We start from the raw sequence: 24,033 nt of genomic DNA, 5'->3' as shown, positions 1-24,033 counted from the left end.
ACCCTCTCATTTAGTTGGGATTATTTCAATGTTTTTCCTTTTATAAATTAATATATTACTATTATCTATCTTATCCTCTAAAAAGCTTACAATTCTTTCTTTTAGCTCTTTAAGATTATTGATCGGTTCGTAGTTATCTATATCTATAATGAATTTAGGAGTATCATTCTTAACTATCTCATTCTCAACCTCTTCAATATTCCTCCCATCAGAGTCAGTATACTTCTTGGTCTTGGTTATGATTTTATAAACATGAGATTTGGCCAACTCTATCTTATCTAGAAATGTTTCATACTTCCCATTATTATATAAACCGCATATTACTAACCACGGTGATAAATCTTCCATTCTACCTTTGATCTCCCGTTTGAGAGAAAATATAGTATCTACTAGTTCGAGTATACGCTGGATTTTTTCGTTATCTGAGAGTTTAATATCTTTATCAAAACCACTCTCTTCTTTTGTGTATATTCCTACTCTATTCACATCTATAACCACATTATATGTATAGAAATCTTTCTTCTCTTCAATAGTAACAGGATTGCTTCCACTTCCACCAGCACGTTTCATCATATCTAAATTGGCCATAAAGTGCGAATCATAATTGTAAGGGGTAAGAGATATAGCATGTGAGATCTTTACAGGAGAAACTCGTGACAGCGCACCCTTCTCTTCCTCCACTCTTCCCTTTTCAGCAATCATAAATCCAAAGAGATCGAACTCAGGAAAGTTCAATATTTCCCCCTTCTTTACTAAATCTCTACTTGCATGAACAACAACATCTTCTCTACTTAACTCATTTCTTCCAGCTAACTTCCACTTATCGGGGAATAATTTTTCTGCATGGTGTAATATGCTGTAACGTAGAGCGTATCTACTAACCAGTATATATTGTCTACCATCCCACTTTGTTATCTTCTTTAACTCTTGGTAATTGCTACCGCCCTGATCATAGTTTAGGGAGTTTGCATAGAATACTATATCAAATACGATGTATTTCCTATCACTATTGCCACTTTGCTTATCTTCTCCTTTATTCATTCTTATTTCCTCCTTTCTCATCCTCTTTGGGCGAATACGTAGACATTATGCCCAGTATTATACTATACGCAAAGTTTATAAATATTTCGTCTGGCATTGTATCATAATTCTTTTGGAGAATGTGTGAAAAATAATGAGAACCCTCTTTTGGTTTATTGATAGTCTTTAATAATATATAGAAGAACTCACCTTGATCTTTATTTTTTACAGCTTCTAATAACTGATATACGAGTCTCTGCTTATAATTATCGCTTACATTCTTGAAGTATTTACTAGCAGCATCCTTCAATTCTTCAAGATCCAATCTTAATTTCTCATCTCCAATAACCCTCTGCCAATAATACCTATACTCTTGCCCTCTATCGATCCTGCTCATCATTCTCACCTCCGCTCAGGAGCCCCATTGTAAGGGCCAACCCATATACCCTAAAAGTAGTAGGGTTAGATATAATCTTTTCCTGAAGATATTTAATTAGATTGTAGTTTATGCATAGTTCATTCTTTGCATTTAGGTGATGTAATAAGATATTCATATACATATTCTTATCTTCTGCTTGCAAGGCATCAAGTAATGCTAACGCCAGATTCTTTCTCTGCTTTATATCATCGTCTATGCCTTTAAGCAATCCAATAGTATAAGATACAGTTCTTACTTCTTCTTTTATATCCCTCACAATATTCCTATAATTACTAGAAGGAGCAGAAAATACTCTATTATCACTAGACGCTCTCAACTCTAAGACCTTTGCATCTACTATGAGTGGATACAATAAAAAGCTTATGCTATTTTCTGACTTAATTTTATATGCTATATGTTGGTGGATATGGGGGTAGAGAGGGTTTCCCTTTATGAACTCTTCTAAAATCCAGACGTATTCAGTTTCACCTTCACCTATTTTAATAGATCTATTTAATTGCTCTCTTATTTTGTCATCCAATAGTATAGTTGCTTGTAGTTTTGGTATGCCTATATATTCAACACCTTCCTGTGTTTGGTTATCTAGTCTTTTGTAACTTATGATGTACATATTCTGTAGGCTCCACTCTGATTTATGCTCCACCAATACATCTATAAGAGAACCCCATATTCTTGCAAGAATTGTATTGCTCTTATTCTTATTCCCATCCTCTTGCATTAGTCTAAGCCTTCTATTGACCTTATAGCATAACTCTATATCGTTTGAATAGAAGACTATATTTTTATTAACTACCCTTATGAATCCATAGATAAAACAAAGCAGGTATACGAATAGAAACGGTATGTGGATTATACGACTCTCAAGATTTGTATAGAATATGTTAGGAAAATCATCAGTTGATGGGAGAAGCTTATTAACAGTTTTATCTATCTTTCTTAGAATATCGGTTTCTTCTTTACCTGAATAAGAGATTGCGTTAAACAAAGAATTTTTTTGTTTATTATGATCAAGAGAGTTATTAAAGAATAGGAAATTAGTATAAAAGCTAGTCGATATTGGAAGCCTTGTTCCTTCCCACCCCCACTTTTTGTATAGTTTACAAATGAAGTCATCCCATACTTTGTTAAATATCTCTTCTTTACTATACTTTTTATTATTTAGTTCATTTTCTAACTCATATGCCATCTTCTTGACATCCATCTTCCACTCATCTATCTTTTTATTGATAAATTTATTGCTAGGTATCTTACTAAAATATGCAAATGGATAGTAGCCATAATAGACTCTCTCTTGAGACTTGGTTAGCTCCTCCTCTAATTTCTTCAAATTCCACCCATAAACCTCTTCCATTAAGTTGATGAAGCCTAGTATTCCTACATCTATAAACCAGTTACCAGTAAAATTTAATCTGTTAGTTAGCATCTGCGACTGATTTATACCCATTTATACTAAATTCTTAGACTGTATATTTATACATTTCTACTAAAAGAATCGGATATAATCGTAGATTCTATCTGATTTTGATCAATTATAGTTTAAAATATATAATTAGAACTGATTATTCTTCTATTATTCTTCTTCGTTAATAGTATATAGATAAACTAGTAATGAAGCAACACTCCGTTTAACAGTTCTTTAATTAGATTAGATTCATAAAACCAAACCCAAGAGAATTCCTCTCCCCAAATCCACAATCCAACCCAAATTGGACTAACTCACTAACCGGTTCATAAAATATAAACTCCCATAATGTACCTATCACTATATGCTCATTGCCATGAATATTCAACTTTAGAGAGACCTGTTTCTTGAATATTAATCTATCTATTATAAATTCTCTAGTGAGTACAGTACCAGTAAACTCTTCATATTTCTTGTACAGATTGCTCTCTAACTGATCTATAAATAACTCAAATGGATGCTCCTTTCTCCAATAGATATACTTATAAGGATATCGTAGATTTAGATAAAATTTTTCATACTTCAACCTTGGTATTCTTATTATTATTGGAGTGGCCGTTATTAACCTAACCGTTTCGCCTCTATAACTCCTTCTCTTTATCTGATAATCTATGGTTTCTATATTCTTTAGTAAGAACTTCATATTACCAATACCAATTAGAGATCTATTCTTATATTCCTTGAGTCTATCTGTTATATAATCTATAAACTCCTTGCTAGGAGAAGAGATGAGCAGATACTTCTTCTCACCCTTCTTCATCATGCTTGAGTATGGGAATATGTTTGAGAAGCAGAAGAACTTGTATCCATCCTTGTCATGAAGATCTTCAAACCTACTACCCTTGAGAAGATTGTAAATGAAGCCCTGCACACTATAATGGTAGTCCAACTGATATCTTTGATCCCTTGTAGATTCTAATTTAAGCAGTATACGCATGACATCTAATTATGCTATCTAATTTAAATTGATTATGCTTCTTCCTAGTATACCTTGCATGAGTTTGATATTGAAACGAAAACAATAATAAAAATTAATTGTAAACTCAGTTAGTTCTCCATTTTATTGAGCATCCTACTGATGGGTCGAATGGCTTCTCTATCTTCTCTCCTCTAAGCACTCTCTCAACATTCTCAGCCATTATCTGCACTGTAGGCCTTGCATCTGGGTTCATAGCATCGTTTATCCTTCCATGGTAAACAAGCCTCCTCTCCTTATCGAAGAGGAATGGATCTGGTGTACATACAGCGCCATACGCTCTAGCAACCTCTTGAGTCTCATCAAACAGGTATGGGAACTTTACATTGAACTCTTTAGCAAACCTCTTCATATTCTCATACCCCTCACCCTCATAGTTTGGGTCATTGCTGTTTATCCCAACTATATCAAGCCTTGGATGGAACTTTGAGTAGAGCATGTTTATGTCATCCATCCTTGCCCTAACGTATGGACAATGATTAGCCATGAAGATTATAAGCAATGCATCTGCCTTGAAGTCCTTCAATGAGTAGTACTTGCCATCTATGCCCAATAGGTTGAAGTCTATTGCTCTATCTCCTATGTTCATCTTCTGTATTGAGTATGTTCTTGCCATGCATAAGCATATACACAAGCATATTAAAATATTAGGGATGTGGTAAGTAGGCTGAAGATGGGGTAGGTGAGGCTGGATGGGCAATAGTCTAAGGAGGGTATGTGCATTCTGTGAATCGGTGCTGGATGATGCATACAATGATAGTATATGCAACTCATGTGCTGAACGCTACGGCATAGTTATGCATGACTCTGAGGATGGTTGTGGGTGTGATACAAGATAAAGTATTTTTAACATCCATGCATTTGCAATAGCATGAGAGCTGCTAGGTTCCATGCTGTAGGCAAGCCTTTGCAGATAGAGGAGATAGAGATGCCTAGGTTGGATGCTGATGATGTACTCATAAGGGTGAAGGCAGCAGGCATGTGCTATAGTGATGTGCATGTATTAGATGGGGTTATAGCAGCAGATCCTCCAGTAACCCTTGGTCATGAGATAGCAGGTGTGGTAGAAGCACTAGGCTCAAACGTTACAGATTACAAGAAGGGTGATAAGGTGCTTGTACACTTCCTAAGCCCATGTGGCAAGTGCAAGAGATGCTTACAAGGAAAAGGGATGCAGTGCTTCAACCTATTCAAGAGGGAGGGTTATGGGTTCTCTGATGATGGAGGTTATGCTGAGTACTGTAAGGTTAATGCTGATAGGCTTGTTAAACTCCCAGATGATCTCAGCATAGAGTTTGCTGCAACATTAGGATGTGCTGGCATAACTGCTTACCATGCAGTGAAGAGCATAGCAAAGGTAAGGAGTGGTGAGACTGTAGTTATATATGGTGCTGGTGGTGTTGGTCTATATGCACTACAAGCAGCAAGACTTGCAGGGGCATACACGATAGCAATAGCAAGGAGCGAGACAAGGCTTAGACTTGCTGAGAGCCTTGGTGCTGATAATGTTGTTAGTGCTAAGGATGGTAACATTAGGAAGGAGGTTAAGAGGCTAACTGATGGTGTTGGTGCAGATGTTGTACTTGACTTTGTTATAAGCGATGAGTCTATAAAGAATGCTATGAGCATGCTAGCAAATGGAGGAAGGCTTGTACTTGTAGGGGTAAGCAACAAACCAATAAGCATAGACCCACAGATGACAGTGCTTAAAGAGTTCTCCATACTAGGCTCTCTAGTAGGAACCAAGGATGAACTAGAGGAGTTGGTTGGTCTTGCAGCAAGCAAGAGGATAAGGAGTATTGCTAACAAGGCCTTTACGCTTGATGAGGTCAATGATGCTCTAGCAATGCTTAGAAGGGGAGAGATAGTTGGGAGAGGGTATATAGTACCTTAATTAAGAAGAATAATAACATTTTTTATCTTTACGAAAGCAAATGTTGCATACCATGCTGCTCCTCACCATCTACATCCTTCCGTAGAGAAGGATCTGAACCTATAACTTACTTCATCCTTTACCCTTGGTTCTTAGCCATCTCTCTAGCCTTAACATTCTTAGCATGAAGGAATAGAAGTGGAGCAAATATGAATAATGCTACTGCTATACCAGATGCATCTATGACTGTAACATATGCTACTGCAAAGGCAAGTGCTGCAAGGCCTTGTAGTACATGCTTCCTCCATGCAGGTATGCCTGTTAACCTGCATACTATCTCGATTAAGAAGAAGGCTGCTGCTGGGTATAGTGCTAGCAGGAGATGAGTTAGCAGGTCTATACCTGTATGTGGCATCTCTACTCTCTACCTACTCTCATTGCTCTATATTATATTATATTATTTATTACCTTTAGTTCTCCTCCCATGCATATAATATGCTATGCTAATACTCAACCATTGGGAGTTCTATTGCCTTGCCTTGCCTTACCAGATCTATAGCATCCCTAAATGGTATCATCGCTACATCCTCAGCCTCGAATGGACCGTATCTAGCATCATCCTTGCCTATGAAGGCATCTACCTGCTTTATGAACCTAACAAGTACTAGCGTTGATGCTGCCTTCTTCACAATAGCCTCAATAACCTTGCTCCTTCCATTCAGCACTGATGAGAGTAAGAGGTTGTATCTAAGCCTTAACTCCCTCTCAGCAAGTGCTATGTACAACTCCTCCTCTGTAAGCTTGGAGTAGTCTATTGGATCAGAGCCTCTAACCTTCTCCAGCCTTATTCTAAGCATGAGTCTTGCTATATCTGAGAGCATAGATGCTAGTGCATCCCTTACCTTTGCATCTATACCCTCATAACCATAGCCTTTAAGTGCATTAAGCATATCTGCAATCCTCCTATATATCATAGGATCAAGTTCTTGCAGTGAACCATTACCTGCTTCCCTGCTAAGATACTCATACAACACCTTCGTATCAAGTATATCCATACCATTCTATTCAGCATAGACGATATAATTAAATAACGAATTAAAGAATGCAGTTCATGCCTTACAGGCTTGTAAATGGCATAATGGAGCCTGTAAGTTATTCTATGGAAGAGGTCATGGATATCATAAAGAGTCAAGATGTGAAGTATCTAGACCTTCAGTTCACAAGCCTTACAGGGAGGTTCCACCATGTAACTGTTAATGCAAAGATGCTAAGCATAGATACGCTCAAGGAAGGGTTCCCAAAGTTGGATGGTTCATCCATAAAGGGCTTTGCACAGATATATGAGTCTGATATGATACTCAAGCCAGATCCAAATACATTTGCAATAATACCATGGAAGGATCAGGGCAGAACAGCAAGGATGATATGCGATGTTTACTGGGGCTACACAGGCGAGAGGCTATCAAGGGATCCTAGAGCAGTTGCACAGAGGGCTGAGGGCATGCTCAAGGATGAAGGCTTCAATGTATCCTACTGGGGTCCTGAGGTTGAGTTCTTTGTATTCAACAGGGTTGGATGGGAGGCTATGGTACCAAGCAGAGGTATATCCTACACAATAGAGAGTGTAGAGGCTCCATGGAGCAATGACTCATCACATACTCTAAGGTTGAAAGAAGGTTACATGCCTGCTGAGCCATACGACACGCTAACCTATCTTAGGAATCAGTGTATGCAAGTACTTAATGACTACTTTGGCATACCTTGTGAAGCACATCACCATGAGGTTGCAACAGCAGGGCAGTGTGAGATAGATATGCGCTATGATACGCTAACAAATGCTGCAGATAACACTATGACATACAAGTATGTTGTTAAGAACATAGCAAAGATGAATAACCTAATCGCTACCATGATGCCTAAACCTCTTGCAATGGATAATGGCTCTGGCATGCATGTTAACGTGAGTTTATGGAATGATAATAAGAATGAGTTCTACGATGCAAATGATGAGTATGCTGAGTTGAGCCAGATAGGAAGGTACTTTGCTGGAGGTATATTGGAGCATGCAGAGTCACTATGTGCAATAGTTGCACCAACAACAAACTCTTACAGGAGGCTGGTGCCAGGGTATGAGGCACCTGTGTACATAGCATGGAGCAAGGGTAACAGATCAGCCATAATAAGGGTACCTGTGTACTTTAGAGGCAAGAAGCAGGCAGCAAGCAAGAGGATAGAGTTCAGGGCAGCAGATCCATCATGCAACCCATACCTGTGCTTCAGTGCTATACTTGCTGCTGGCTTGGATGGGATAAGGAAGAAGAGGGATGCAGGGGAGCCTGTGGATGAGAACATATACCTTATGAGTGCTGAGAAGAGAAGAGAGTTAGGGATAAGACAGATCCCTCCAACGTTAATAGATGCTATTAATGCCTTGAAGAGTGATGACCTCTACCTAAAGTCTGTATTTACACAGGACTTGATAGATAAGATAATAGAGCTTGAGAGCAAGGATTACATGGAGATCAAGTTGAGACCTCATCCATATGAGTTCTACCTCTACTTTGATGTTTGAATAGTTTTAAATTTAGGTTATCCATCTGCTTATGCATGGTAGCAAGTAATGAGAATGGCAATGATGAAGCGTACAAGCACTACAGCAATGTCTTGAGGCTCCTAAGAGAGCATCACTCTTGGTTCAATAGGTGCATACCTTTGATAGCAAGCGAGAACGTGCCTAGTCCTGCTGTTAGGGAGGCTATAGTCTCTGACTTTGCAAACAGGTATGCTGAGGGATGGCCAGGTGAGCGTGTGTATGCTGGATGCATATACATAGATCAGGTTGAGTTGATATGCATAGAACTAGCAAAGAGGGTCTTTAGGGCTGAGTTTGCTGATGTTAGACCAGTATCTGGTGTGGTAGCAAACCTTGCTGTATATGCTGCGTTCACAGAACCTTCAGATACCATGCTTGCTCTAGCAATACCAAATGGAGGACATATCTCCCATGGGAAGAGGGAGCATTCTGGTACTGCTGGTCTTGTTAGAGGGTTGCAGGTAGAGACTTTTGCATTCAACAAGGAGGAGATGAACATAGATGTTGATGCTACAATAAAGAAGGTTGAGGAGATGAAGAGGAATAGTAATGATAGCAAGGTTCCAAAACTTGCAATGTTTGGTGCAAGTCTCTTCCTCTTCCCCCATCCTGTTAAGGAGTTGGCAGATTACCTTCGCTCAAATAACATAACCATATGCTATGATGCTGCACATGTTGCAGGGCTTATAGCAGGGAATGAGTTCCAGGATCCATTGAGAGAAGGGGCAGATGTTATGACTATGAGCACACATAAGACGCTATTTGGTCCTCAAGGAGGAATGATACTCTCATTTGAGAAGTATGCTGAGAGTATAAAGAAGGCTGTCTTCCCTGGCAACACTAGCAGCCATCATCTCCACAATGTAGCAGGTAAGGCTATAGCACTAGCAGAGATGCTTGCATTTGGTAGGGATTATGCTAGGCAGGTTGTTAGGAATGCTAAAGCATTGGCAGAAGCACTGTATAACCTTGGATTTGATGTGCTTGGAGCAAAACATGGTTTTACAAGATCTCATCAGGTTGCTGTTGATGTGAGCAGGTATGGTGATGGAGGGAGCATAGAGCAGATGCTTGAGAGGGCTGGGATCATATGCAATAGGCAGTTATTGCCAGGGGATATAAAGGCTGGGAGGAACTATAAGCATCCAGGGGGCATAAGGCTTGGAACATCAGAGGTTACTAGGCTTGGTATGAGGGAGCAGGATATGGTTGAGATAGCAAGGTTCATCAAGAGGGTAGTTGTAGATAGGGAAGAGGTAAGCAAGGTAGCAAATGATGTAATGGAGTTAAGGAAGGACTTCCAGAAGGTCCATTATGCATTCGATGATAACGTAGGGGCATACGAATACATCTCATTGGTAAAGGAGAGGTAGTAATGGAGTATCTATTTGAAGGAATATTTTCAATTTGAAATCTTCAATTAATAAATAAAAAAGGTTAATGCTCATCCTAGCGTAGATGAGATTACCCTAGCAGTGCTGCAACCACACCTATGCCAAGCACTGTCTCTGGCACCACCATAAAAGGTTCTACTGTAAAGTCGTACCAGTGCATATCTCTAGTCCATATGGATATCCAACACATACCATAACCTGTAGTAGTACCAAGTTCTACATCAGCCATGAGCGTTGCAGTAGCGTATCCTGTTGATGTCTCTCCAGCAGGAACACTACATGTACCATAACCAGCGAATGGATTACCTGCTCCACCAACAACGCTTACTAACCCATCACCTATGATGGTATAACTATCAATCCATGCAAACTGCATCTCTCCACCCTCTTGGTTTATCTTCCCCTACCAATGTAACGCTCATCTCTGCTGTTATAGTACTCCCAAGCAATCCACTACTCTGAGATAGGGTTAGTGTAATCTCCCTATCACGTTCTACCTCACAGAGTGCATGATGCTCATCTTCTCCTCCTCCCTCCTGTGCATATACTACTGACATCAATCCAGCAAGTGCTAGAACCACTCCTACCATCCCTTTCTTACTAAAGTTCATAAGAATTATTATTAATAGATAGGCTTATTATATGAGGATTAAAATAATCGAGCAAGTCCTATTCTGGCAAACAAAATATCATAAGATGATAAAAATTAACATAAAATCATATATTGTTGTAATGCTCTAGTTTTATCTCCTGTTTTAGGTACCTCTTTATCCCTTCCTTGTACTTATCTAGGAAGACTATGGTTAGGTTGAGCAGGCACTCATCGCATATAGGCTTGTTCCTGAAACTTATACCCTTGCCCTTCTCAAATGCAAAGTTCATATCGCATATGATGCAACGCATAAAACGAATAACTGGAGGGGGTATAAATTAATTCCTAGTCAAACTTCTTACACCATTTATTATCCTACCTACAGTATCGTACATCCCTTCCTCGAATAATGTACCTATGACTATCACATCTGCTCCAGCCTTTGCAAGGGATACTGCTGTATGCTCATCCTTTATGCCTCCTCCAACCAATAGCAGACCATCGAAGTTCTTCCTTACAGCAGTGACCATCTCAGGCCTTACTGATGAATGCACTCCAGATCCAGCCTCAAGGTAAAGTGCTCTCATACCCATGTACTTTGCTGCTAGAGCATGCATAACTGCAAGTTTGGGCTTGTCCATTGGTACACCTCTTGCCCTCCCTATGAACCATACAGAGCTACCCTCGCCTATCACAAGGTAACCCATGGGTATAGCCTCAAGCCCATGCTTCTTCACATAGAGTGCTCCTAAAGCCTGTGCTTGGGTAATGAAGTATGGGTTCTCTGAGTTGAGGAGTGAACTGAAGAGTATGGCATCTGCCTTTGCTGATATCCCAGTTATGTTGCCAGGGAAGAGTATGACTGGTATCTTTGCACTAGCCTTTATTGATGCTACTACACCATCCAACTCTATCTGATCTATTACTGATGAGCCACCAACCAGTATGGCATCTGCCCCCAACTCCTCTGCCTTCTTTGCCATGTTAGATGCGCTATCATACTCTAGCGACTCTGAGTCTATTAAGATGAAGCATAATGGTCTCTTCTTTGATAGTTCAAAGAGCCTACTCTCTACAGGTCCCATTGCAGATGTATATACTCTACCTTTATATCTACTCTTAGCTATACATATCTGGATAGCTAAATGGATAGGGATGACTTGAATGATGATAAGATATTAAGGTTCTTTCTTGAAAGATCCTTATTTAGTGCTAGACAATTTGATATTATTTATAGAAGAATCCATGGGGGGAGAGATCTGGGAATAAGTAGAGGAGCATACTATAGACTCTTAAAGCAGAGTAGAGAAAAGGTTGAAGGGATAATCTATAGTCTACTCCTGTTAACATACATAGGTATGCTGGATGGTAAGAAGCAAGAGGTGCTTTTACAACTCCTCAAACAGATAGATGTGATATCACGTAGTAGTGCTGATAGTGATGACGTGATCTATGTGATGGATGTGATAGATAAGCTAGTGAAAGGGCTGAGTAGGGTTTGAAGTGATTTTATTTATAGATTGGTCAACTATATTTGGCTCATCATGTGATATACAGGTCTGTTAGGATGTGATGCATGAGTATAAGCATGGGAGTAAGCGTAGAGGATGTGATGTTCATGCTCATATCATATATTGCAGGGATGATTGTAACATCGCTTATGATAAACAAGGATAGATACTCTAATAGAATTAGTCATAACCCTTATGAGGCTTATGAGCATGTTATTGCTGATCTTATGGCTAGAATAGATGTGATAGATCTTAGGGTTAAGAGGATTTATAGTATCACAGAATCATTATACAATGTATCACATCACATGGAAGGAAATTATGATTATTATGGTAGGGTTGATGAGGTTGAACGGGATAATAGTACAAGTAGTGATGATTACAAGGGTTCACCATCTATGGCTAAGGCAGTTGATGATGATGACGGTAGTGATGCTGATGCTAGTAGAGAGGGTAGAAGCGGTATGAATGGTAAGTTGATGATAATCTCAAGTTACCATGATGCCAATGATGATGTAGCTATGAAGGAGGAGGGTAAAGGAGACTCTAGCTATAGGAATATAAATAATAGTACTATAGAGAAGATCTTGAGTATTATACAAGAGGGACCAAAGACATCAAGGGAGATAGAGAAGAGACTAGGGATGAGTAGGGAGCATACTGCAAGGCTTATGAAACGTTTGTATGAGATGGGTTATGTTATAAGGGATGAGAGTAAGAGACCATACAAGTATATACTTGCTCAAACAGATGATGCTAAAAAGGTCACCAATTACAAGCAGATACCATCTTAATGCTTCAGTAATACCCTCTTATACCTCCACTCCCTCCCACTCCTATTCCTGGCAAGAATGCCCTTGCTTGTAAACCTTGCAAGATATGTTGAGACCATGCTCAACTTTATAGGTTCATTGTACCTATCCTCATATGCTTCAAGCACTTGTGAGGATGTAAACTCACCATACGGGAACTCCTCCTCTATAAGGTGCATTATCCTCTCTCCAAGGGAGTTGGGTTCCTCAGCATCATACTTCTCATTGCTACTATCATCTAGGAGGTTCATCATCTCAAACACCTTTAGAACCTTCTCACGAGTAAGGTTACCCTCTACTACAATAGAGTACTTACTACCCTCGCTATCCTCTAACTCTATCTTCACCTTCTTACGTGCCACGTATCAGGTGCACCTATCTATCCTCTTCCTTAGAGGATCAATAAAGATGATGGTTTAAATCTGTAGTAGAGTTAGTCTAACTTTTGAATGGAATAATATACTTTAGGATATACTATAATTAACTCATCAGTTAAGATGATTAAACTATTATGTACATCTTCTACTTGCTACCCACTCAATTTAGCAGTAGATTTGTCAAGATGATATCTCTACAATATCAAACAATCTTAACTCTTCAGGAATTAAATGATTGAATAAAGTATAGTCATGGCTATAGTAGAGGTTGAGATACCAGATGGTGCACTGAGGTTCCTTAGAGCAATGCAGATACTCTGGCAGTATCCCAATGGTTGGGTTGAGCAGTACCTAACCAATGCTATACTGAAGAGCATAGAGAAGGATATAGATGAAGGGATAATAGATAGGGAGAGGGTAAAGGAAGCTTGTGGTATAAGCAAGCTATACTCACAGGAGCTACCATTGAACAAGGAGGCTATCCCAGTATAGCCTACATACTATTTTTTGAATAAGAATTTGTTTATTTGTTTATTTGTTTATTAACCACCTGTTAGTCTTGCAAATCTGCTATTTACACTGCTGCTCCCCTTCTGCCTAGAGTAGGCTAGATAATCAAGGTTCACAAGTGCTATCTCTGCTGACTCTCTAACCTCTTTACTCTCATCATTTAAAGCCTGTATGAGTGCTCTTCTAGCACTCTCAGATCCTATAACACCTAATGCTATGGCTGCCTCATGCCTAACGAACGGGCTATCATCTTTAAGCATTGCGCTTATAAGTGCATCTACTGCCTTGGCATAACCCATCTGTCCTAGGGAGAATGCTGCCTCATGCCTCACAAGTGCATTGGGATCGTTGAGGAGTACATCGCATATAGGCTCTACAGCATCCTCTCCCTCTGCTATCTCTACAAGTATGCATACTGCTCTAGCCCTTATATCAAAGTCTTCATGCTTTAGTAATGCCTTGAAGTACTCAACATCCTTCCTATAGAATGCTTCTTCCATCTCCTCAAGTAGTAGATTCTTTGCATCAGCCTTGTTCATAATTAGGGATAATATAGTGGTAGATTCATACTTTACTCATGGGCTTGCTGCTTAGGATATATCTATTGCTCTCCCTTCTAGCCTTCTTGATGATAGCCATTGTTAATGGTATTGTATCAATGGCTATGCCAGATGGTCCCAACTTTCACTATACGCATTGGATACTTGGTAGATTGACTGGAGCATGGTCAATAGACTTCATCGTTGATATGCTTATAACTGCACTATGTATAGGTCTAGCATTAACCATTGTATGGATCAACCATTATAGGTATCCTTGATGTAAATGATGATGGATGTTTATTGTTGATTAATTAATTAATTAATTGATGATGTATATGCTACAACTACTTTATATATAGGGTAGTTAAGCAATCTTGTAATGGTGAATGTATGTTTATCTCATAAGGAGGACCCAGATGGTATAGTATCAGCATCGCTGATCAAATATGCATATCCTAATACAATAGTTATTCTTGCAGATTACTCAGATCTACTAGAGAGGCTTGAAGAAGCAGTAAGGATTGAAGGGCTTGATCATCTCTTCATATGTGATATGGGTCTAAGTAAGGCCAATGAAGAAAGGTTCTTCAAAGTTGTAGAAGAGGCTAGCAAGAGATCAAGGGTTACATACATAGACCATCATCATCTAGAGGAGGAGAGCAAGGATAGGTTAAGGGGTTATGGTGTTGAGTTGGTACATAGCATAGCAGAGTGCACATCCATCCTTATATATCATAACCTACTGAAGGAGAATATACCATCTAGGTTTGCTCTACTTGCTGGGCTTGCTGCAGTGATTGATGAAATGGATGGTAGGGAGATAGCAAGTAGGATATTGAAGAGTTATGATAGGCACTTCGTTGAGTTTGAAGCAACATTGCTAGCATATGCAATATACCAGAATCAGCATAGAGAGGAGTTCCTGCTTACATTGGTTGATGGACTTGTAAAGGATATGCCCCATGCAATAGATGGAGTGTTAGAATCTGCAAAGGAGTATGCTCAGAAGATAACCAATAATATAAGTGTGATAGAGAATGGTGCAAGAAAGGATGATGGTATTGTTTACATTCAAGCTGTAGACCTTCCTGCAAGCACTGTTGCAAATATGCTATTGACAATGCACAAGAGTATCAAGGTTGCTATAGCATACAAGCAGAGGGGCGATAAGATGGTTGTATCCTTAAGGGGATCCAACCTGTGTAAGTTACATCTAGGCAAGCTTGCAAATGATGTAGCAAGTGAACTTGGGGGTAGTGGAGGAGGGCATGAAAAGGCTTCTGGTGCAATGCTACCAAAGGATAGCATAAATATATTCATTGAAAGGGTTAAAGGTCTCATAAACGGCTCCACTTAATATATAGTATTTTTATTATAATTGGATGGCTTCCATATTTATTTAGTTAGTTAATCTATAGTACATGTTAACAATTGTAGAGATTAAGTATGGTTGTTAATGTAGATTCTGTTAACATATGAGAGATATTAACATATTAACCTCCAGTGGAAGTGATGGTGTCATTATCTAACTATATAATGCTCCAGTGGAAGTGATGGTGTCATTTTAAGCCTGTATTAACCATATTAACATAGACTTTATGCTCCAGTGGAAGTGATGGTGTCATTTTAAGCCCAGTTCATATATAGTTAACTTGTAGTTAACAATCTGTTAATGGAAGAGGGACACCATGATTTCTTCTGCTGCTTACAATAAAGAGGTGAATAACTAGAGTAGCAATAGCAAAGCAATTAATGATAAATATTCTAGATAAATCATCAACTAAAATTGAGTTAGTAGTTTAAAAGTTAACATAGTATACTGTAAAGTTAGTAAGTAGATTGGAAATGGTGGTGTGGGTGTGTAGAATGAAGAGGTGTAGGTAAGAGATGGAGTACGATAATCTTATAGATGAGATCTTCAACAGGGTTGTAACCTCCAAGCCATTGATAAAGGATAGGGATGTTCTTAGATCGGATTATGTACCAGACAGGTTACTCTACAGGGATGATGAGATTAGAGCAGTTGCAGAGTCACTCTCACCATTGCTCAAGGGATCTAGGGCATCTAACCTCTTACTCTATGGTAAGCCTGGAACTGGTAAGACAGCTGTTGCTAGATACGTACTAAAACATCTACAGGAGAGGGCAAGGAGATACAACCTAAACGTTGCTCTAGCATACTCAAATGTAAAGAATGCAAAGAGGGAGTATACAGTGCTTGTACAACTTGGAGAGGCTATAGGCTTAAGGTTCCCATTCACTGGTCTAGCATCAAGTGAGATATTCACAAGGATAGTCAACCATATAGATGAGCATGGTATAGATACCGTATTCGTACTTGATGAGATAGACTTCCTTGTCAAGAAGCATGGGGATGAGATACTCTACCAGATGACAAGGGCAAATGAGCGTTTACATAAAGGCTCTCTTGGCCTTGTTGGTATATCTAATGATCTTAACTTCAAGGATATGCTAGATCCAAGGGTTCTAAGCAGTCTTAGCGAGGAGGAAGTTCTCTTCTCCCCCTACACTGTTGATGAGTTGAAGCATATACTCATGGATAGAGCCAAGTTAGGTTTCAACGAAGGGTGTATAAGTGATGCTGCAATAAACCTATGCGCTGCAATAGCAGGGGCAGAGCATGGTGATGCTAGAAGGGCACTGGATCTGTTAAGGGTAGCAGGTGAGGTTGCTGAGCGTGAGGGTGCTGATATGGTTGAGGAGAGACATGTTAGGATAGCAGAGAAGAGGATAGAGCAGGATAAGGTGAGTGAGACCCTAAGGAAGTTACCACTTCATGAGAAGCTTGTTATAGTAAGTGTTATGCTCTCAAACAAGGGTTCGACTGGGGATGTTTATGATACATACATCTCATTAGCAAAGAGGTTAGGAGTACAGCCAGTGACACAGAGGAGGGTAGGGATGATAGTTAGTGAATTGGATATGCAAGGATTGCTCTACGCTCCAGTGGTTAATCAAGGTAGATATGGTAGGACAAAGCGTATATCTCTAGCCATACAGGATTCCCTAGTGAGGGAGGTCCTTGCTGAAGACCCAATGCTTGCAGTTCTACTCTGATATTTACTCTTGATTTAAATAACCTTTATTCACTTAAACTCATATGAGTAAGAGGAGAAGGCTAATACTCCTTGCCATAGCATCCCTAGCATTCATAGCATTCTTCAACATCGGTGCAAATAGCGAGATAAGTGAGCAGGATGCTAAGAATATGACAGAGCAGTTCAAGGAGATGGTCAAGGATATAGATGCTTATGGTATATTCCTTAACAACTTTAGGATAGCATTAGCAATGTTCATACCTGCTCTAGGTATATTGATTGGTTTATTCTCTGCCTACTCAACAGGCTTGGTATTCAAGGCATTAGTTACAACAACACCAGAGCTTGCAGGGATACCTCCATTGCTAGTACTTGCTACACCATTTGGCATAATGGAGGTTATCTCATATGGGCTAGCAATGTCCCAGAGTGGTATACTCCTGCAAAACATAATCCAGAAGAAGGGCTTCAGGATTGCTATAGTACCAACACTCATACTCATAGGTATAGTCTGTGCACTGCTACTTGCTGGAGCGTTCATAGAGTACTATATGATAAGATCTGCAATGGATAGGGTACAAGTATAGTAAATAGTTAACAATACAAACATTTATCCCCTCCAGCTAAACTTCTCACATGCTTGGTACAAAAGTACACTACTATCCAAGGCTTGATAAGCCTGTGATGGTTGCTGCCTTACCAGATATGGGCAATGTTGCTGGTCTATGCATCTCAACCCTACTCAAAGGGCTTAATGCTGAACTCTTTGCTGAGGTATATGCATACTGGCCACCATACGTTACATACAAGGATGGTGTTGTAGAGTATAGACAGTCAACATACAGGTTCTACTACTCAAGCAGGGATGATCTTGTTATATTTGGAGGAGACTTTAACCCTACAGATCCAAGGAGGCTATATGAGGTATGCTATGAGGTAGTTAACATGGCCCAGAGGTTATCTGTAAAGAGGTTATACACTGTAGGAGCAGCACTAAGACCTTCTGTTGGGGCAGAACCAAGGGTATATGGTGCAGTTAACAACAGCAGCCTCATTGATGTGCTGAAGGAGCATAACATACTCATCTTGGAGGGAGAGGGGCAGATAACTGGCTTCAATGGTCTCATACTAGGTATAGCAATGGAGAGAGGGTTGGATGCTATATGCATACTAGGGGAGATAGATAATCCAGAGATAATACAGCCTAGATCAGCAAAGAGGGTGCTTGAGAAGATGTTGGAGATTTCAAAGATAAGAGGATTTGATATGTCAGAACTGGATGAGGAGGAGAGGAGGAAGAGGTTCATGGAGGAGCAGTTGCGTTACATGAACAGCATGCTTGAGAGGAATAAGGGAAAGGGTAGAGATATTGGGATATACTACTGATGAGATAGAGTGTTACTTAACTACTCCTCTTATTATTATTATTGCTATTGTTATTATTATTGGTTTGGTTTATTGCTATTGTTGTTGTTAGCTTGGTTTGATCACCATAACGCATAGATCGCTATAATCCCTATCTGGGATATCTGCAAGTTTACAGTGTGTAACCTTCTCATTACTCAGAGTAAGATTCTCATATATATCAACATTGAAAGCATCAACATCTATACCCTCATCCCTCAAGAACCTTCCTATGTGTTGTGGCATAAAGTCCCATGGTCTAGGCAAGAGTATAACTGTGCGTTTTGCTCTTAATGTGTTGAGGAGAGCATCCTTCTCTCTATCTATGCTCCCTGTTACATGGAAGGTTATTAGGCTAGATCTATCTATAGCAACCTTTGACCTTGCTGCTGCTACTTGTACTGAACTTATACCAGGGATGATCTCAACCTCTATACCATTACTCTCAAATAACGATACAAGTTTATCAACTATCTCAGACTCTGAGAAGTCTGGATCACCTGTGAAGAGGATGCAGCATACCTTCTCCCTTCCTCCCTTCTCCCCTTCCTCTCTATCTTTACCTTTCAGATAATCTAGGAGTTGAGCATAGACCTCATCCTGTGTCTTAAGGGTTATCATCCTAATATCCTTCTTCCCCTTTACCCTCTCACTCCTACCCTTGCTCTTCTCCATCTCATCATAACCCTTATCTACAATATTCTTTATAACATTCAATGCATGCTTATACCCAACAACTACATCTGCCCTCTCTATAAGCCTCTTTGCTATCTCTGTGATGTACCATTCTCCTCCAGGTCCTACACCTACAAGGTATACCTTACCCATACAAGAGAGGCAAAAGATTTAATTATATAAGCCTATGCTGTATCTGCATGGTGCTGGATGAGAAGAGGGTACCAAAGGAGATATACGAGTGGCTGATATCGGAGTCACTCAACCTTGATGTTGAGGGATTTAAGAAGAGAGGTAACAAGAAGGAGTAAGTACAGGATGATAGCAGTAATACATATTTGCTTTTAATCAATAGCCTACAATTGATGATGTTATTACATCATCAATGCATAGAGGAATGATGAGTTATTGAATCTCATATCAACATCAAGATAAATAATTCCTAATTCATTCATTCTTCGCTTACTATCTCTGTACCAAGATCATGTCCATCGATAACATCCTTTATAACTTGAGGATCTGCCTTCACAACCCTGGTTGGTATCCTTGACCTCTGTATTATCTTCAATGCAACTATATCCATCAACTCATACGTGCCTGCATTGAACCTTTCCCTTCCAAGCATGGAGAGTAGTTCATTAACACTTACCCTCTTGAGCAACCTTGCATCTCTATGCACTCTAGGATCTGAGGTGTATATACCTTCAACATCAGTAGCATTTATGAAGAGTTTAGCATTCACTCTCTCAGCGATAAGTGCTGATGTTGCATTAGTGCTCTGCCCAGGGTGAAGTCCTCCAGCAACAACAACCATTCCAGTAGACGCTGCCATGCTAACCTCTTCAAGGTTAGTTGGTATAGAAGGGTAGACTATATCTACCCCTATAGCATATGAGAGGAGCCTAGCATTCAATCTTGATACCTCTATCCCTATTTCATCAAGGCTAGACTCATCTGCTCCAAGTACCCTAGCAGCATCAATGTACAGTCTAGCCTCCTTACCCCCTCCAGCTATTACTATGGGTTGTAGACTCTTGCCCATCCAGATCTCCCTTAGCATCTTTGCATATGGTGTTATGGTATCAACTTTATAGAGATCGAAGATGCTCCCACTCAACTTTATAACAACCCTACCTCTAGAATTCTTACTATTACTATTATTATTGCTACTATTACTATTACTGTTACTACTACTATTATCAATCATCACCACTAACCTCTCCTCCTCTCTTCACTAACTACAATCTATGCAATATAAAATGTAATCCTCCCTCAAACCTTACACAGCTATCCTCTCATACCATGACTCAGCCTCGCTACCAAATACACTCAATGCAGCCTTTGCTACCTTCTCCCTATGCTCCTCTATAGTATAAACCCTTATCATGTTCATGTAGCCCAGAATAGAACTTATCAAGGGTATATCCTTCAACTCTATCCTCTTCACCCTGAATGGTTCCTTACCAACTAGTATAAGGTCTCTAGGCTCCTCCTTGCCTGGTGCTCTAGGTATGGATGGTGCCTTTGCACTATCTATATAGACCATATCTGGATCAACACCTGCTATACCTGCAATCTCATCACATCTATCCTTTAGATACCTTGCATCCGTTAACCTGTTTATCAGCCTACTACTTGCTTGGAGTATGCTCTCAAATACTGATTTGAAGAGCCTCCTATCCCTGTAATCCTCTGCCAGTCTCTTTGCTAATCTAAGTTCCTTTATGTTGCTATCATCCTTATCATTATTATTATTAACATCAACCTTTAACATGAGTAGGTTAGCAAGGGTCATATCATCCGTCAACCGCATATAATCCTCTACCCTCTTGTATGATTCAGATAAGTGTAAGTGCCCATCTGCAAGCATCATTGCTTTAAGTAGCATAACCTCTGCTGCTCTAACAGTCTTGTGGAAGTATACAGCCTTGAACATCTGATACCTTGCTATAAGCAATGACTCAAATGAGTTGAGTGCTGCTCTATCTATTGCTAACCTACCATCATAGACCTCTAGAGAACTTATTATCCTCTCAGCATCTATCCTGCCGTAGTGTGCACCAGTGAAGTATGCATCCCTCTGCAGATAGTCCATGAGATCAACACTCAAGCCCCCAGAGATGATCTCGTTTAGGAACATCCTGCTAGACTGTCCAAATGCAAGATCGCTTATCTCATCTGCCCTATAGCCGTGCTTTGCAAGTATATCACTTATAGCACTCTTCCTTATAATCATCCTCCCTATATCCTCATGTGTGATGTTGCTCTTCACCTCAAGCACCTCCTCGAAGAGATGGGAGAATGGACCATGCCCTATATCATGGAGGAGCGCTGCAAGCCTCAGCATCTGCACATCATCACTGCTTACATACTCCTTATCCTTCAGCACATTGCCTGCATAGCCTGCTAGATGCATTGCACCTAGGGAGTGTTCAAACCTTGTATGCTGTGCGCTTGGATAGGTTAGATATGCACTTGCTAGCTGCCTTATCCTCCTAAGCCTCTGGAATAGTGGGCTATCAACTATATCCTTCTCAACACTGCTTAGGTAGAAGTAGCCATGTATAGGATCACTTATCTCTGCTACTGCTCTCATAATCTAGATTAACTGAGGTGGTTAAAAATTATTATGCCTTATCTTGTATATGCTTAAGTGTTATGCTTAGAACATCCCTATGAACCTCCTCAACCCCTCTACCCCCATCTACCACAACCCAACCATACCTCCCTGCCAACTCCAAGTAAAGCAAGGATACCCTCTTGAGCAACTCTACGCTCTCAAACATATCTCTATGCATTGCATTGAGCCTTGCCCTCTCTAGAGCAATCTCAGCAGTAACATGCAGCACTATAACAAGATCCTCCTTTGGTAGGCATCTATCAAGCATCTCCAACCATTGCATATCTAGACCATTTGCAATACCATACACTATATTTGATTGGTAGTATCTGTTAAGTATAACTACATCATTACTTGCTAGTAACCTCTCTACCTCATCCTTCTTCTCCCACCTGTTTGCTGATAGGAGCATGTGCTTAACCTGCAATGGATAATCCCTCTCACCTCGAAGGAATGCCTCTATCTCCTTCCCTATAGGGGTTGAGTAGTCTGGGAAACTCATCATTGCACACCTATAGCCCATTCTGGTTAGAGTATCGTTGAGCATCCTTGCCTGTGTTGATTTGCCAGCCTTGTCTGGACCTTCTATAACTAGGAGCAAGTCTGATGCTTCCTCCTTCCTTCCCTACCTACCTAGAATACATTAACATGCTGCAAGAGCCTCTCAATGCTGTAATCATCAACCAGCACTTTATACTCATCCTTGCTTATGCTCATGAACGATGCTCTATCATTACCATATGGCTCCTTGCATGAGAATAGTGTTAGCACTAAACCATCATGGTTAACTTTGTAGCCATTGCATGGTTCATGTGCCCTTACAATCAACCTTGCCCCTATAGCATTGAGTGCATGCTCAGTTATATCCTTGCCAAAATAATAGCCATAGCCTCTTGCAGATGGCCTATAGCCTTGAATCTCTCTGGGATCGTTCCAGAGTATCTCCTGCAGGTTACTACTCTTAGGATGCATCCTCTCTGAATATGCTATATCATCAAGAGAGTTGAGATTTACTGGCACACCACCATGAAGTGCCAACATCAAACCATCTAGAAGTACTCCTGTATACATGAGATCGAAGAGCTCTCTTAACCTCAAGTATATCTGCGTTGCATGTGTACCAAACTTATCCTCAAGCATAACTGGGAGATCATGTGGGTAGAATGGCAGATCCATAGGCCCCTCATGGTTACCTCTCAGCATTATAAGCCTATCTGGATATCTACTCTTGAGGTATAGAAGTGTATAGTAAACCTCTACAGACATAATACCTCTATCTCCATAATCGCCTAAGAATAAGAGTATGTTATGCCCATCCATGAACTTAACCATCTCAAGTATGGCGAGTAACGTGTTAAGGTCACCATGTACATCGCCTATAATAACCAGTTCCTTGAATGAAGATATTTTAACCAATCCACCATCTATACTGTTATAACCTACTCTGGCATTGGCTCTCTCCTTCTTGATGGTTGTCATAACATTATCAAGTAAGGATAAGAACTCAGCCCTATCTATCGATGAGAGATTCCTTAAATCTACTTCATGCATGACTAGAGTATACTAGATGAGTTTATAAAGATACTCATAAGACGATGATTTTGTTAGACCCTCTATATTATTATTCTACTCTGCAAATAAGAGAAAGAATCTGTTATTGATAATAGAATGATATCTAGAATCTCCTTAAAGGTTTATATTCAATTCAAGAGCAAGTTCTATTATGGGCATAGCAGAGTATGTAGTACGTGAGTTGATGAGAGAGTTTACAAGCAAGACTAGGGAGTTCTATGAGTTTGTCATGCCCCCAGTAGATATCTATGAGGATGGTTCTGATCTGGTTGTGGTTGCTGATATGCCTGGATTCAAGAAGGAGGATATAGTGGTAAGGGTTAGTGGTAACATACTCTCAGTTAGAGCAACCAGGGATAGGCCAGAACCAACTGGCATAGTGTACTGGCAGCAGAGGCCATTGAAGATAGATAAGAAGATACCCCTCCCATTCAGTGTTGCTGAGGAGGATGTGAAGGCTACATACAAGGAAGGGTTGCTAGAGATTAGAGTACCACTGAAGGGAGCAGTAAAGATAGAGTAGAAGAGCAGTGATGGGATCTTGGTAGAGAATGGTAGAGAGGATATTGGTTAGGTAGGCTAACCTATACTATATTTAACAA

General features: G+C 39.9%; 31 protein-coding genes. 13 read left to right on the top strand and 18 right to left on the bottom strand.

All coding sequences use genetic code 11. The annotated features are described in order from the left end of the window. Positions 1-6: 6 nt before the first annotated feature. The 5 genes from cas7i to CRG89_RS00805 all read right to left on the bottom strand — a co-directional run bounded on the left by cas7i (position 7) and on the right by CRG89_RS00805 (position 4,513). A complete protein-coding gene (cas7i, locus tag CRG89_RS00825; RefSeq protein WP_103286505.1) occupies positions 7-1,062 on the bottom strand; it encodes a type I-B CRISPR-associated protein Cas7/Cst2/DevR in 1,056 nt (351 codons plus the stop codon). Next, entirely contained in the window at positions 1,034-1,420 is a 387-nt protein-coding gene (locus tag CRG89_RS00820) for a hypothetical protein (protein ID WP_158648643.1), read from the bottom strand. Before CRG89_RS00820 ends, cas7i begins: the two co-directional genes overlap by 29 nt. Continuing rightward, complete coding sequence (locus CRG89_RS00815; protein WP_103286503.1) at positions 1,401-2,903, bottom strand: hypothetical protein; 1,503 nt, start codon at positions 2,901-2,903, stop codon at positions 1,401-1,403. The genes CRG89_RS00820 and CRG89_RS00815 overlap by 20 nt, the downstream gene beginning before the upstream one ends. A gap of 196 nt (positions 2,904-3,099) precedes the next feature. Further along, the gene (cas6, locus tag CRG89_RS00810; protein WP_103286502.1) at positions 3,100-3,858 is read right to left on the bottom strand and encodes a CRISPR-associated endoribonuclease Cas6; all 759 of its coding nucleotides are present in this window, start codon (positions 3,856-3,858) and stop codon (positions 3,100-3,102) included. Positions 3,859-3,964: 106 nt separating this feature from the next. Next, positions 3,965-4,513: a thioredoxin family protein gene (locus tag CRG89_RS00805; protein WP_103286501.1), complete on the bottom strand. Its 549-nt coding sequence runs from the start codon at positions 4,511-4,513 to the stop codon at positions 3,965-3,967. A gap of 76 nt (positions 4,514-4,589) precedes the next feature. On the opposite strand from CRG89_RS00805, the gene CRG89_RS08525 reads away from it, so the two are divergent. Next, positions 4,590-4,736: a hypothetical protein gene (locus CRG89_RS08525; protein ID WP_158648642.1), complete on the top strand. Its 147-nt coding sequence runs from the start codon at positions 4,590-4,592 to the stop codon at positions 4,734-4,736. 32 nt (positions 4,737-4,768) lie between these two features. After that, positions 4,769-5,791 (top strand): alcohol dehydrogenase catalytic domain-containing protein, encoded by a 1,023-nt coding sequence (locus CRG89_RS00800; RefSeq protein ID WP_103286500.1) that lies wholly within the window; start codon positions 4,769-4,771, stop codon positions 5,789-5,791. Positions 5,792-5,909: 118 nt separating this feature from the next. On the opposite strand, the gene CRG89_RS00795 is transcribed toward CRG89_RS00800, so the two are convergent. Further along, the gene (locus CRG89_RS00795; protein ID WP_103286499.1) at positions 5,910-6,185 is read right to left on the bottom strand and encodes a hypothetical protein; all 276 of its coding nucleotides are present in this window, start codon (positions 6,183-6,185) and stop codon (positions 5,910-5,912) included. A gap of 88 nt (positions 6,186-6,273) precedes the next feature. Further along, a complete protein-coding gene (locus CRG89_RS00790; protein ID WP_103286498.1) occupies positions 6,274-6,825 on the bottom strand; it encodes a DNA replication complex subunit Gins51 in 552 nt (183 codons plus the stop codon). Positions 6,826-6,881: 56 nt separating this feature from the next. Here CRG89_RS00790 and glnA point away from each other — a divergent pair, with 56 nt between their 5' ends. Beyond that, positions 6,882-8,342 carry a type I glutamate--ammonia ligase gene (glnA, locus tag CRG89_RS00785; RefSeq protein WP_103287842.1) on the top strand — a complete coding sequence of 487 codons (1,461 nt, stop codon included), beginning with the start codon at positions 6,882-6,884 and terminating at the stop codon, positions 8,340-8,342. A 35-nt stretch (positions 8,343-8,377) separates the two neighbouring features. After that, on the top strand, positions 8,378-9,736 hold the full coding sequence (locus CRG89_RS00780) for a serine hydroxymethyltransferase (RefSeq protein WP_103286497.1): 1,359 nt from the start codon (positions 8,378-8,380) through the stop codon (positions 9,734-9,736). Between the two features lie 91 nt (positions 9,737-9,827). Here the strand turns inward: CRG89_RS00780 and CRG89_RS00775 are convergent, their stop codons facing one another. From CRG89_RS00775 to CRG89_RS00765, 4 genes are all read right to left on the bottom strand, one after another. After that, positions 9,828-10,133 carry a hypothetical protein gene (locus tag CRG89_RS00775; RefSeq protein ID WP_103286496.1) on the bottom strand — a complete coding sequence of 102 codons (306 nt, stop codon included), beginning with the start codon at positions 10,131-10,133 and terminating at the stop codon, positions 9,828-9,830. Continuing rightward, complete coding sequence (locus tag CRG89_RS00770) at positions 10,114-10,368, bottom strand: hypothetical protein (RefSeq protein WP_103286495.1); 255 nt, start codon at positions 10,366-10,368, stop codon at positions 10,114-10,116. Before CRG89_RS00770 ends, CRG89_RS00775 begins: the two co-directional genes overlap by 20 nt. 106 nt (positions 10,369-10,474) lie before the next feature. Beyond that, complete coding sequence (locus CRG89_RS08520) at positions 10,475-10,660, bottom strand: hypothetical protein (RefSeq protein WP_148695288.1); 186 nt, start codon at positions 10,658-10,660, stop codon at positions 10,475-10,477. A gap of 27 nt (positions 10,661-10,687) precedes the next feature. Further along, positions 10,688-11,434 (bottom strand): phosphoglycerol geranylgeranyltransferase, encoded by a 747-nt coding sequence (locus CRG89_RS00765; protein WP_103286494.1) that lies wholly within the window; start codon positions 11,432-11,434, stop codon positions 10,688-10,690. A gap of 60 nt (positions 11,435-11,494) precedes the next feature. Between CRG89_RS00765 and CRG89_RS00760 the strand changes: the two genes are divergently transcribed. Continuing rightward, positions 11,495-11,851 (top strand): hypothetical protein, encoded by a 357-nt coding sequence (locus tag CRG89_RS00760; RefSeq protein ID WP_103286493.1) that lies wholly within the window; start codon positions 11,495-11,497, stop codon positions 11,849-11,851. 74 nt (positions 11,852-11,925) lie between these two features. After that, positions 11,926-12,654, top strand: coding sequence for a winged helix-turn-helix domain-containing protein (locus CRG89_RS00755; RefSeq protein ID WP_103286492.1), 729 nt, complete (start codon positions 11,926-11,928; stop codon positions 12,652-12,654). Here CRG89_RS00755 and CRG89_RS00750 read toward each other — a convergent pair. Continuing rightward, the gene (locus CRG89_RS00750; RefSeq protein ID WP_103286491.1) at positions 12,651-13,034 is read right to left on the bottom strand and encodes a hypothetical protein; all 384 of its coding nucleotides are present in this window, start codon (positions 13,032-13,034) and stop codon (positions 12,651-12,653) included. The genes CRG89_RS00755 and CRG89_RS00750 overlap by 4 nt on opposite strands. 267 nt (positions 13,035-13,301) lie before the next feature. Between CRG89_RS00750 and CRG89_RS00745 the strand changes: the two genes are divergently transcribed. Beyond that, positions 13,302-13,541: a hypothetical protein gene (locus CRG89_RS00745; protein ID WP_103286490.1), complete on the top strand. Its 240-nt coding sequence runs from the start codon at positions 13,302-13,304 to the stop codon at positions 13,539-13,541. Between the two features lie 50 nt (positions 13,542-13,591). Here the strand turns inward: CRG89_RS00745 and CRG89_RS00740 are convergent, their stop codons facing one another. Continuing rightward, entirely contained in the window at positions 13,592-14,098 is a 507-nt protein-coding gene (locus CRG89_RS00740; RefSeq protein WP_197706632.1) for a HEAT repeat domain-containing protein, read from the bottom strand. A 38-nt stretch (positions 14,099-14,136) separates the two neighbouring features. Between CRG89_RS00740 and CRG89_RS00735 the strand changes: the two genes are divergently transcribed. From CRG89_RS00735 to CRG89_RS00715, 5 genes are all read left to right on the top strand, one after another. Next, positions 14,137-14,379, top strand: coding sequence for a hypothetical protein (locus CRG89_RS00735; RefSeq protein WP_103286489.1), 243 nt, complete (start codon positions 14,137-14,139; stop codon positions 14,377-14,379). Between the two features lie 101 nt (positions 14,380-14,480). Beyond that, positions 14,481-15,458 (top strand): DHHA1 domain-containing protein, encoded by a 978-nt coding sequence (locus CRG89_RS00730; RefSeq protein WP_103286488.1) that lies wholly within the window; start codon positions 14,481-14,483, stop codon positions 15,456-15,458. A 530-nt stretch (positions 15,459-15,988) separates the two neighbouring features. Beyond that, a complete protein-coding gene (locus tag CRG89_RS00725; RefSeq protein ID WP_103286487.1) occupies positions 15,989-17,179 on the top strand; it encodes a Cdc6/Cdc18 family protein in 1,191 nt (396 codons plus the stop codon). A gap of 43 nt (positions 17,180-17,222) precedes the next feature. Continuing rightward, on the top strand, positions 17,223-17,747 hold the full coding sequence (locus tag CRG89_RS00720) for a stage II sporulation protein M (protein ID WP_103286486.1): 525 nt from the start codon (positions 17,223-17,225) through the stop codon (positions 17,745-17,747). 49 nt (positions 17,748-17,796) lie between these two features. Continuing rightward, positions 17,797-18,546: a PAC2 family protein gene (locus CRG89_RS00715; RefSeq protein ID WP_103286485.1), complete on the top strand. Its 750-nt coding sequence runs from the start codon at positions 17,797-17,799 to the stop codon at positions 18,544-18,546. An 87-nt stretch (positions 18,547-18,633) separates the two neighbouring features. Here the strand turns inward: CRG89_RS00715 and CRG89_RS00710 are convergent, their stop codons facing one another. The 5 genes from CRG89_RS00710 to CRG89_RS00690 all read right to left on the bottom strand — a co-directional run bounded on the left by CRG89_RS00710 (position 18,634) and on the right by CRG89_RS00690 (position 23,410). Then, entirely contained in the window at positions 18,634-19,392 is a 759-nt protein-coding gene (locus CRG89_RS00710) for an SAM-dependent methyltransferase (RefSeq protein WP_103286484.1), read from the bottom strand. Between the two features lie 298 nt (positions 19,393-19,690). Then, positions 19,691-20,446, bottom strand: coding sequence for a UMP kinase (gene pyrH, locus CRG89_RS00705; RefSeq protein WP_103286483.1), 756 nt, complete (start codon positions 20,444-20,446; stop codon positions 19,691-19,693). Between the two features lie 72 nt (positions 20,447-20,518). After that, positions 20,519-21,835, bottom strand: a complete 1,317-nt coding sequence (locus CRG89_RS00700) for an HD domain-containing protein (RefSeq protein ID WP_103286482.1) — start codon at positions 21,833-21,835, stop codon at positions 20,519-20,521. Positions 21,836-21,866: 31 nt separating this feature from the next. Then, positions 21,867-22,460 carry a dTMP kinase gene (tmk, locus tag CRG89_RS00695; RefSeq protein ID WP_103286481.1) on the bottom strand — a complete coding sequence of 198 codons (594 nt, stop codon included), beginning with the start codon at positions 22,458-22,460 and terminating at the stop codon, positions 21,867-21,869. Positions 22,461-22,492: 32 nt separating this feature from the next. Then, complete coding sequence (locus tag CRG89_RS00690) at positions 22,493-23,410, bottom strand: metallophosphoesterase (RefSeq protein WP_103286480.1); 918 nt, start codon at positions 23,408-23,410, stop codon at positions 22,493-22,495. A gap of 172 nt (positions 23,411-23,582) precedes the next feature. Here CRG89_RS00690 and hsp14 point away from each other — a divergent pair, with 172 nt between their 5' ends. Further along, positions 23,583-23,954, top strand: coding sequence for an archaeal heat shock protein Hsp14 (hsp14, locus tag CRG89_RS00685; RefSeq protein ID WP_103286479.1), 372 nt, complete (start codon positions 23,583-23,585; stop codon positions 23,952-23,954). Positions 23,955-24,033 lie beyond the last annotated feature (79 nt).

Source organism: Candidatus Nitrosocaldus islandicus (assembly GCF_002906215.1).
GTDB classification, from domain to species: Archaea; Thermoproteota; Nitrososphaeria; order Nitrososphaerales; family Nitrosocaldaceae; genus Nitrosocaldus; species Nitrosocaldus cavascurensis.
The sequence above is the reverse complement of the archived record's forward strand: the minus strand, read 5'-3'. Positions and strand labels throughout refer to the sequence as shown.

Coding starts and splice junctions, on each gene's coding strand:
- cas7i (WP_103286505.1), bottom strand. CDS start 1,062: ATGAGAAAGGAGGAAATAAGAATGAATAAAGGAGAAGATAAGCAAAGT.
- CRG89_RS00820 (WP_158648643.1), bottom strand. CDS start 1,420: ATGATGAGCAGGATCGATAGAGGGCAAGAGTATAGGTATTATTGGCAG.
- CRG89_RS00815 (WP_103286503.1), bottom strand. CDS start 2,903: ATGGGTATAAATCAGTCGCAGATGCTAACTAACAGATTAAATTTTACT.
- cas6 (WP_103286502.1), bottom strand. CDS start 3,858: ATGCGTATACTGCTTAAATTAGAATCTACAAGGGATCAAAGATATCAG.
- CRG89_RS00805 (WP_103286501.1), bottom strand. CDS start 4,513: ATGGCAAGAACATACTCAATACAGAAGATGAACATAGGAGATAGAGCA.
- CRG89_RS08525 (WP_158648642.1), top strand. CDS start 4,590: ATGGGCAATAGTCTAAGGAGGGTATGTGCATTCTGTGAATCGGTGCTG.
- CRG89_RS00800 (WP_103286500.1), top strand. CDS start 4,769: ATGAGAGCTGCTAGGTTCCATGCTGTAGGCAAGCCTTTGCAGATAGAG.
- CRG89_RS00795 (WP_103286499.1), bottom strand. CDS start 6,185: ATGCCACATACAGGTATAGACCTGCTAACTCATCTCCTGCTAGCACTA.
- CRG89_RS00790 (WP_103286498.1), bottom strand. CDS start 6,825: ATGGATATACTTGATACGAAGGTGTTGTATGAGTATCTTAGCAGGGAA.
- glnA (WP_103287842.1), top strand. CDS start 6,882: ATGCCTTACAGGCTTGTAAATGGCATAATGGAGCCTGTAAGTTATTCT.
- CRG89_RS00780 (WP_103286497.1), top strand. CDS start 8,378: ATGGTAGCAAGTAATGAGAATGGCAATGATGAAGCGTACAAGCACTAC.
- CRG89_RS00775 (WP_103286496.1), bottom strand. CDS start 10,133: ATGCAGTTTGCATGGATTGATAGTTATACCATCATAGGTGATGGGTTA.
- CRG89_RS00770 (WP_103286495.1), bottom strand. CDS start 10,368: ATGAACTTTAGTAAGAAAGGGATGGTAGGAGTGGTTCTAGCACTTGCT.
- CRG89_RS08520 (WP_148695288.1), bottom strand. CDS start 10,660: ATGCGTTGCATCATATGCGATATGAACTTTGCATTTGAGAAGGGCAAG.
- CRG89_RS00765 (WP_103286494.1), bottom strand. CDS start 11,434: ATGGGACCTGTAGAGAGTAGGCTCTTTGAACTATCAAAGAAGAGACCA.
- CRG89_RS00760 (WP_103286493.1), top strand. CDS start 11,495: ATGGATAGGGATGACTTGAATGATGATAAGATATTAAGGTTCTTTCTT.
- CRG89_RS00755 (WP_103286492.1), top strand. CDS start 11,926: ATGAGTATAAGCATGGGAGTAAGCGTAGAGGATGTGATGTTCATGCTC.
- CRG89_RS00745 (WP_103286490.1), top strand. CDS start 13,302: ATGGCTATAGTAGAGGTTGAGATACCAGATGGTGCACTGAGGTTCCTT.
- CRG89_RS00740 (WP_197706632.1), bottom strand. CDS start 14,098: ATGAACAAGGCTGATGCAAAGAATCTACTACTTGAGGAGATGGAAGAA.
- CRG89_RS00735 (WP_103286489.1), top strand. CDS start 14,137: ATGGGCTTGCTGCTTAGGATATATCTATTGCTCTCCCTTCTAGCCTTC.
- CRG89_RS00730 (WP_103286488.1), top strand. CDS start 14,481: ATGGTGAATGTATGTTTATCTCATAAGGAGGACCCAGATGGTATAGTA.
- CRG89_RS00725 (WP_103286487.1), top strand. CDS start 15,989: ATGGAGTACGATAATCTTATAGATGAGATCTTCAACAGGGTTGTAACC.
- CRG89_RS00720 (WP_103286486.1), top strand. CDS start 17,223: ATGAGTAAGAGGAGAAGGCTAATACTCCTTGCCATAGCATCCCTAGCA.
- CRG89_RS00715 (WP_103286485.1), top strand. CDS start 17,797: ATGCTTGGTACAAAAGTACACTACTATCCAAGGCTTGATAAGCCTGTG.
- CRG89_RS00710 (WP_103286484.1), bottom strand. CDS start 19,392: ATGGGTAAGGTATACCTTGTAGGTGTAGGACCTGGAGGAGAATGGTAC.
- pyrH (WP_103286483.1), bottom strand. CDS start 20,446: ATGATTGATAATAGTAGTAGTAACAGTAATAGTAATAGTAGCAATAAT.
- CRG89_RS00700 (WP_103286482.1), bottom strand. CDS start 21,835: ATGAGAGCAGTAGCAGAGATAAGTGATCCTATACATGGCTACTTCTAC.
- CRG89_RS00690 (WP_103286480.1), bottom strand. CDS start 23,410: ATGCATGAAGTAGATTTAAGGAATCTCTCATCGATAGATAGGGCTGAG.
- hsp14 (WP_103286479.1), top strand. CDS start 23,583: ATGGGCATAGCAGAGTATGTAGTACGTGAGTTGATGAGAGAGTTTACA.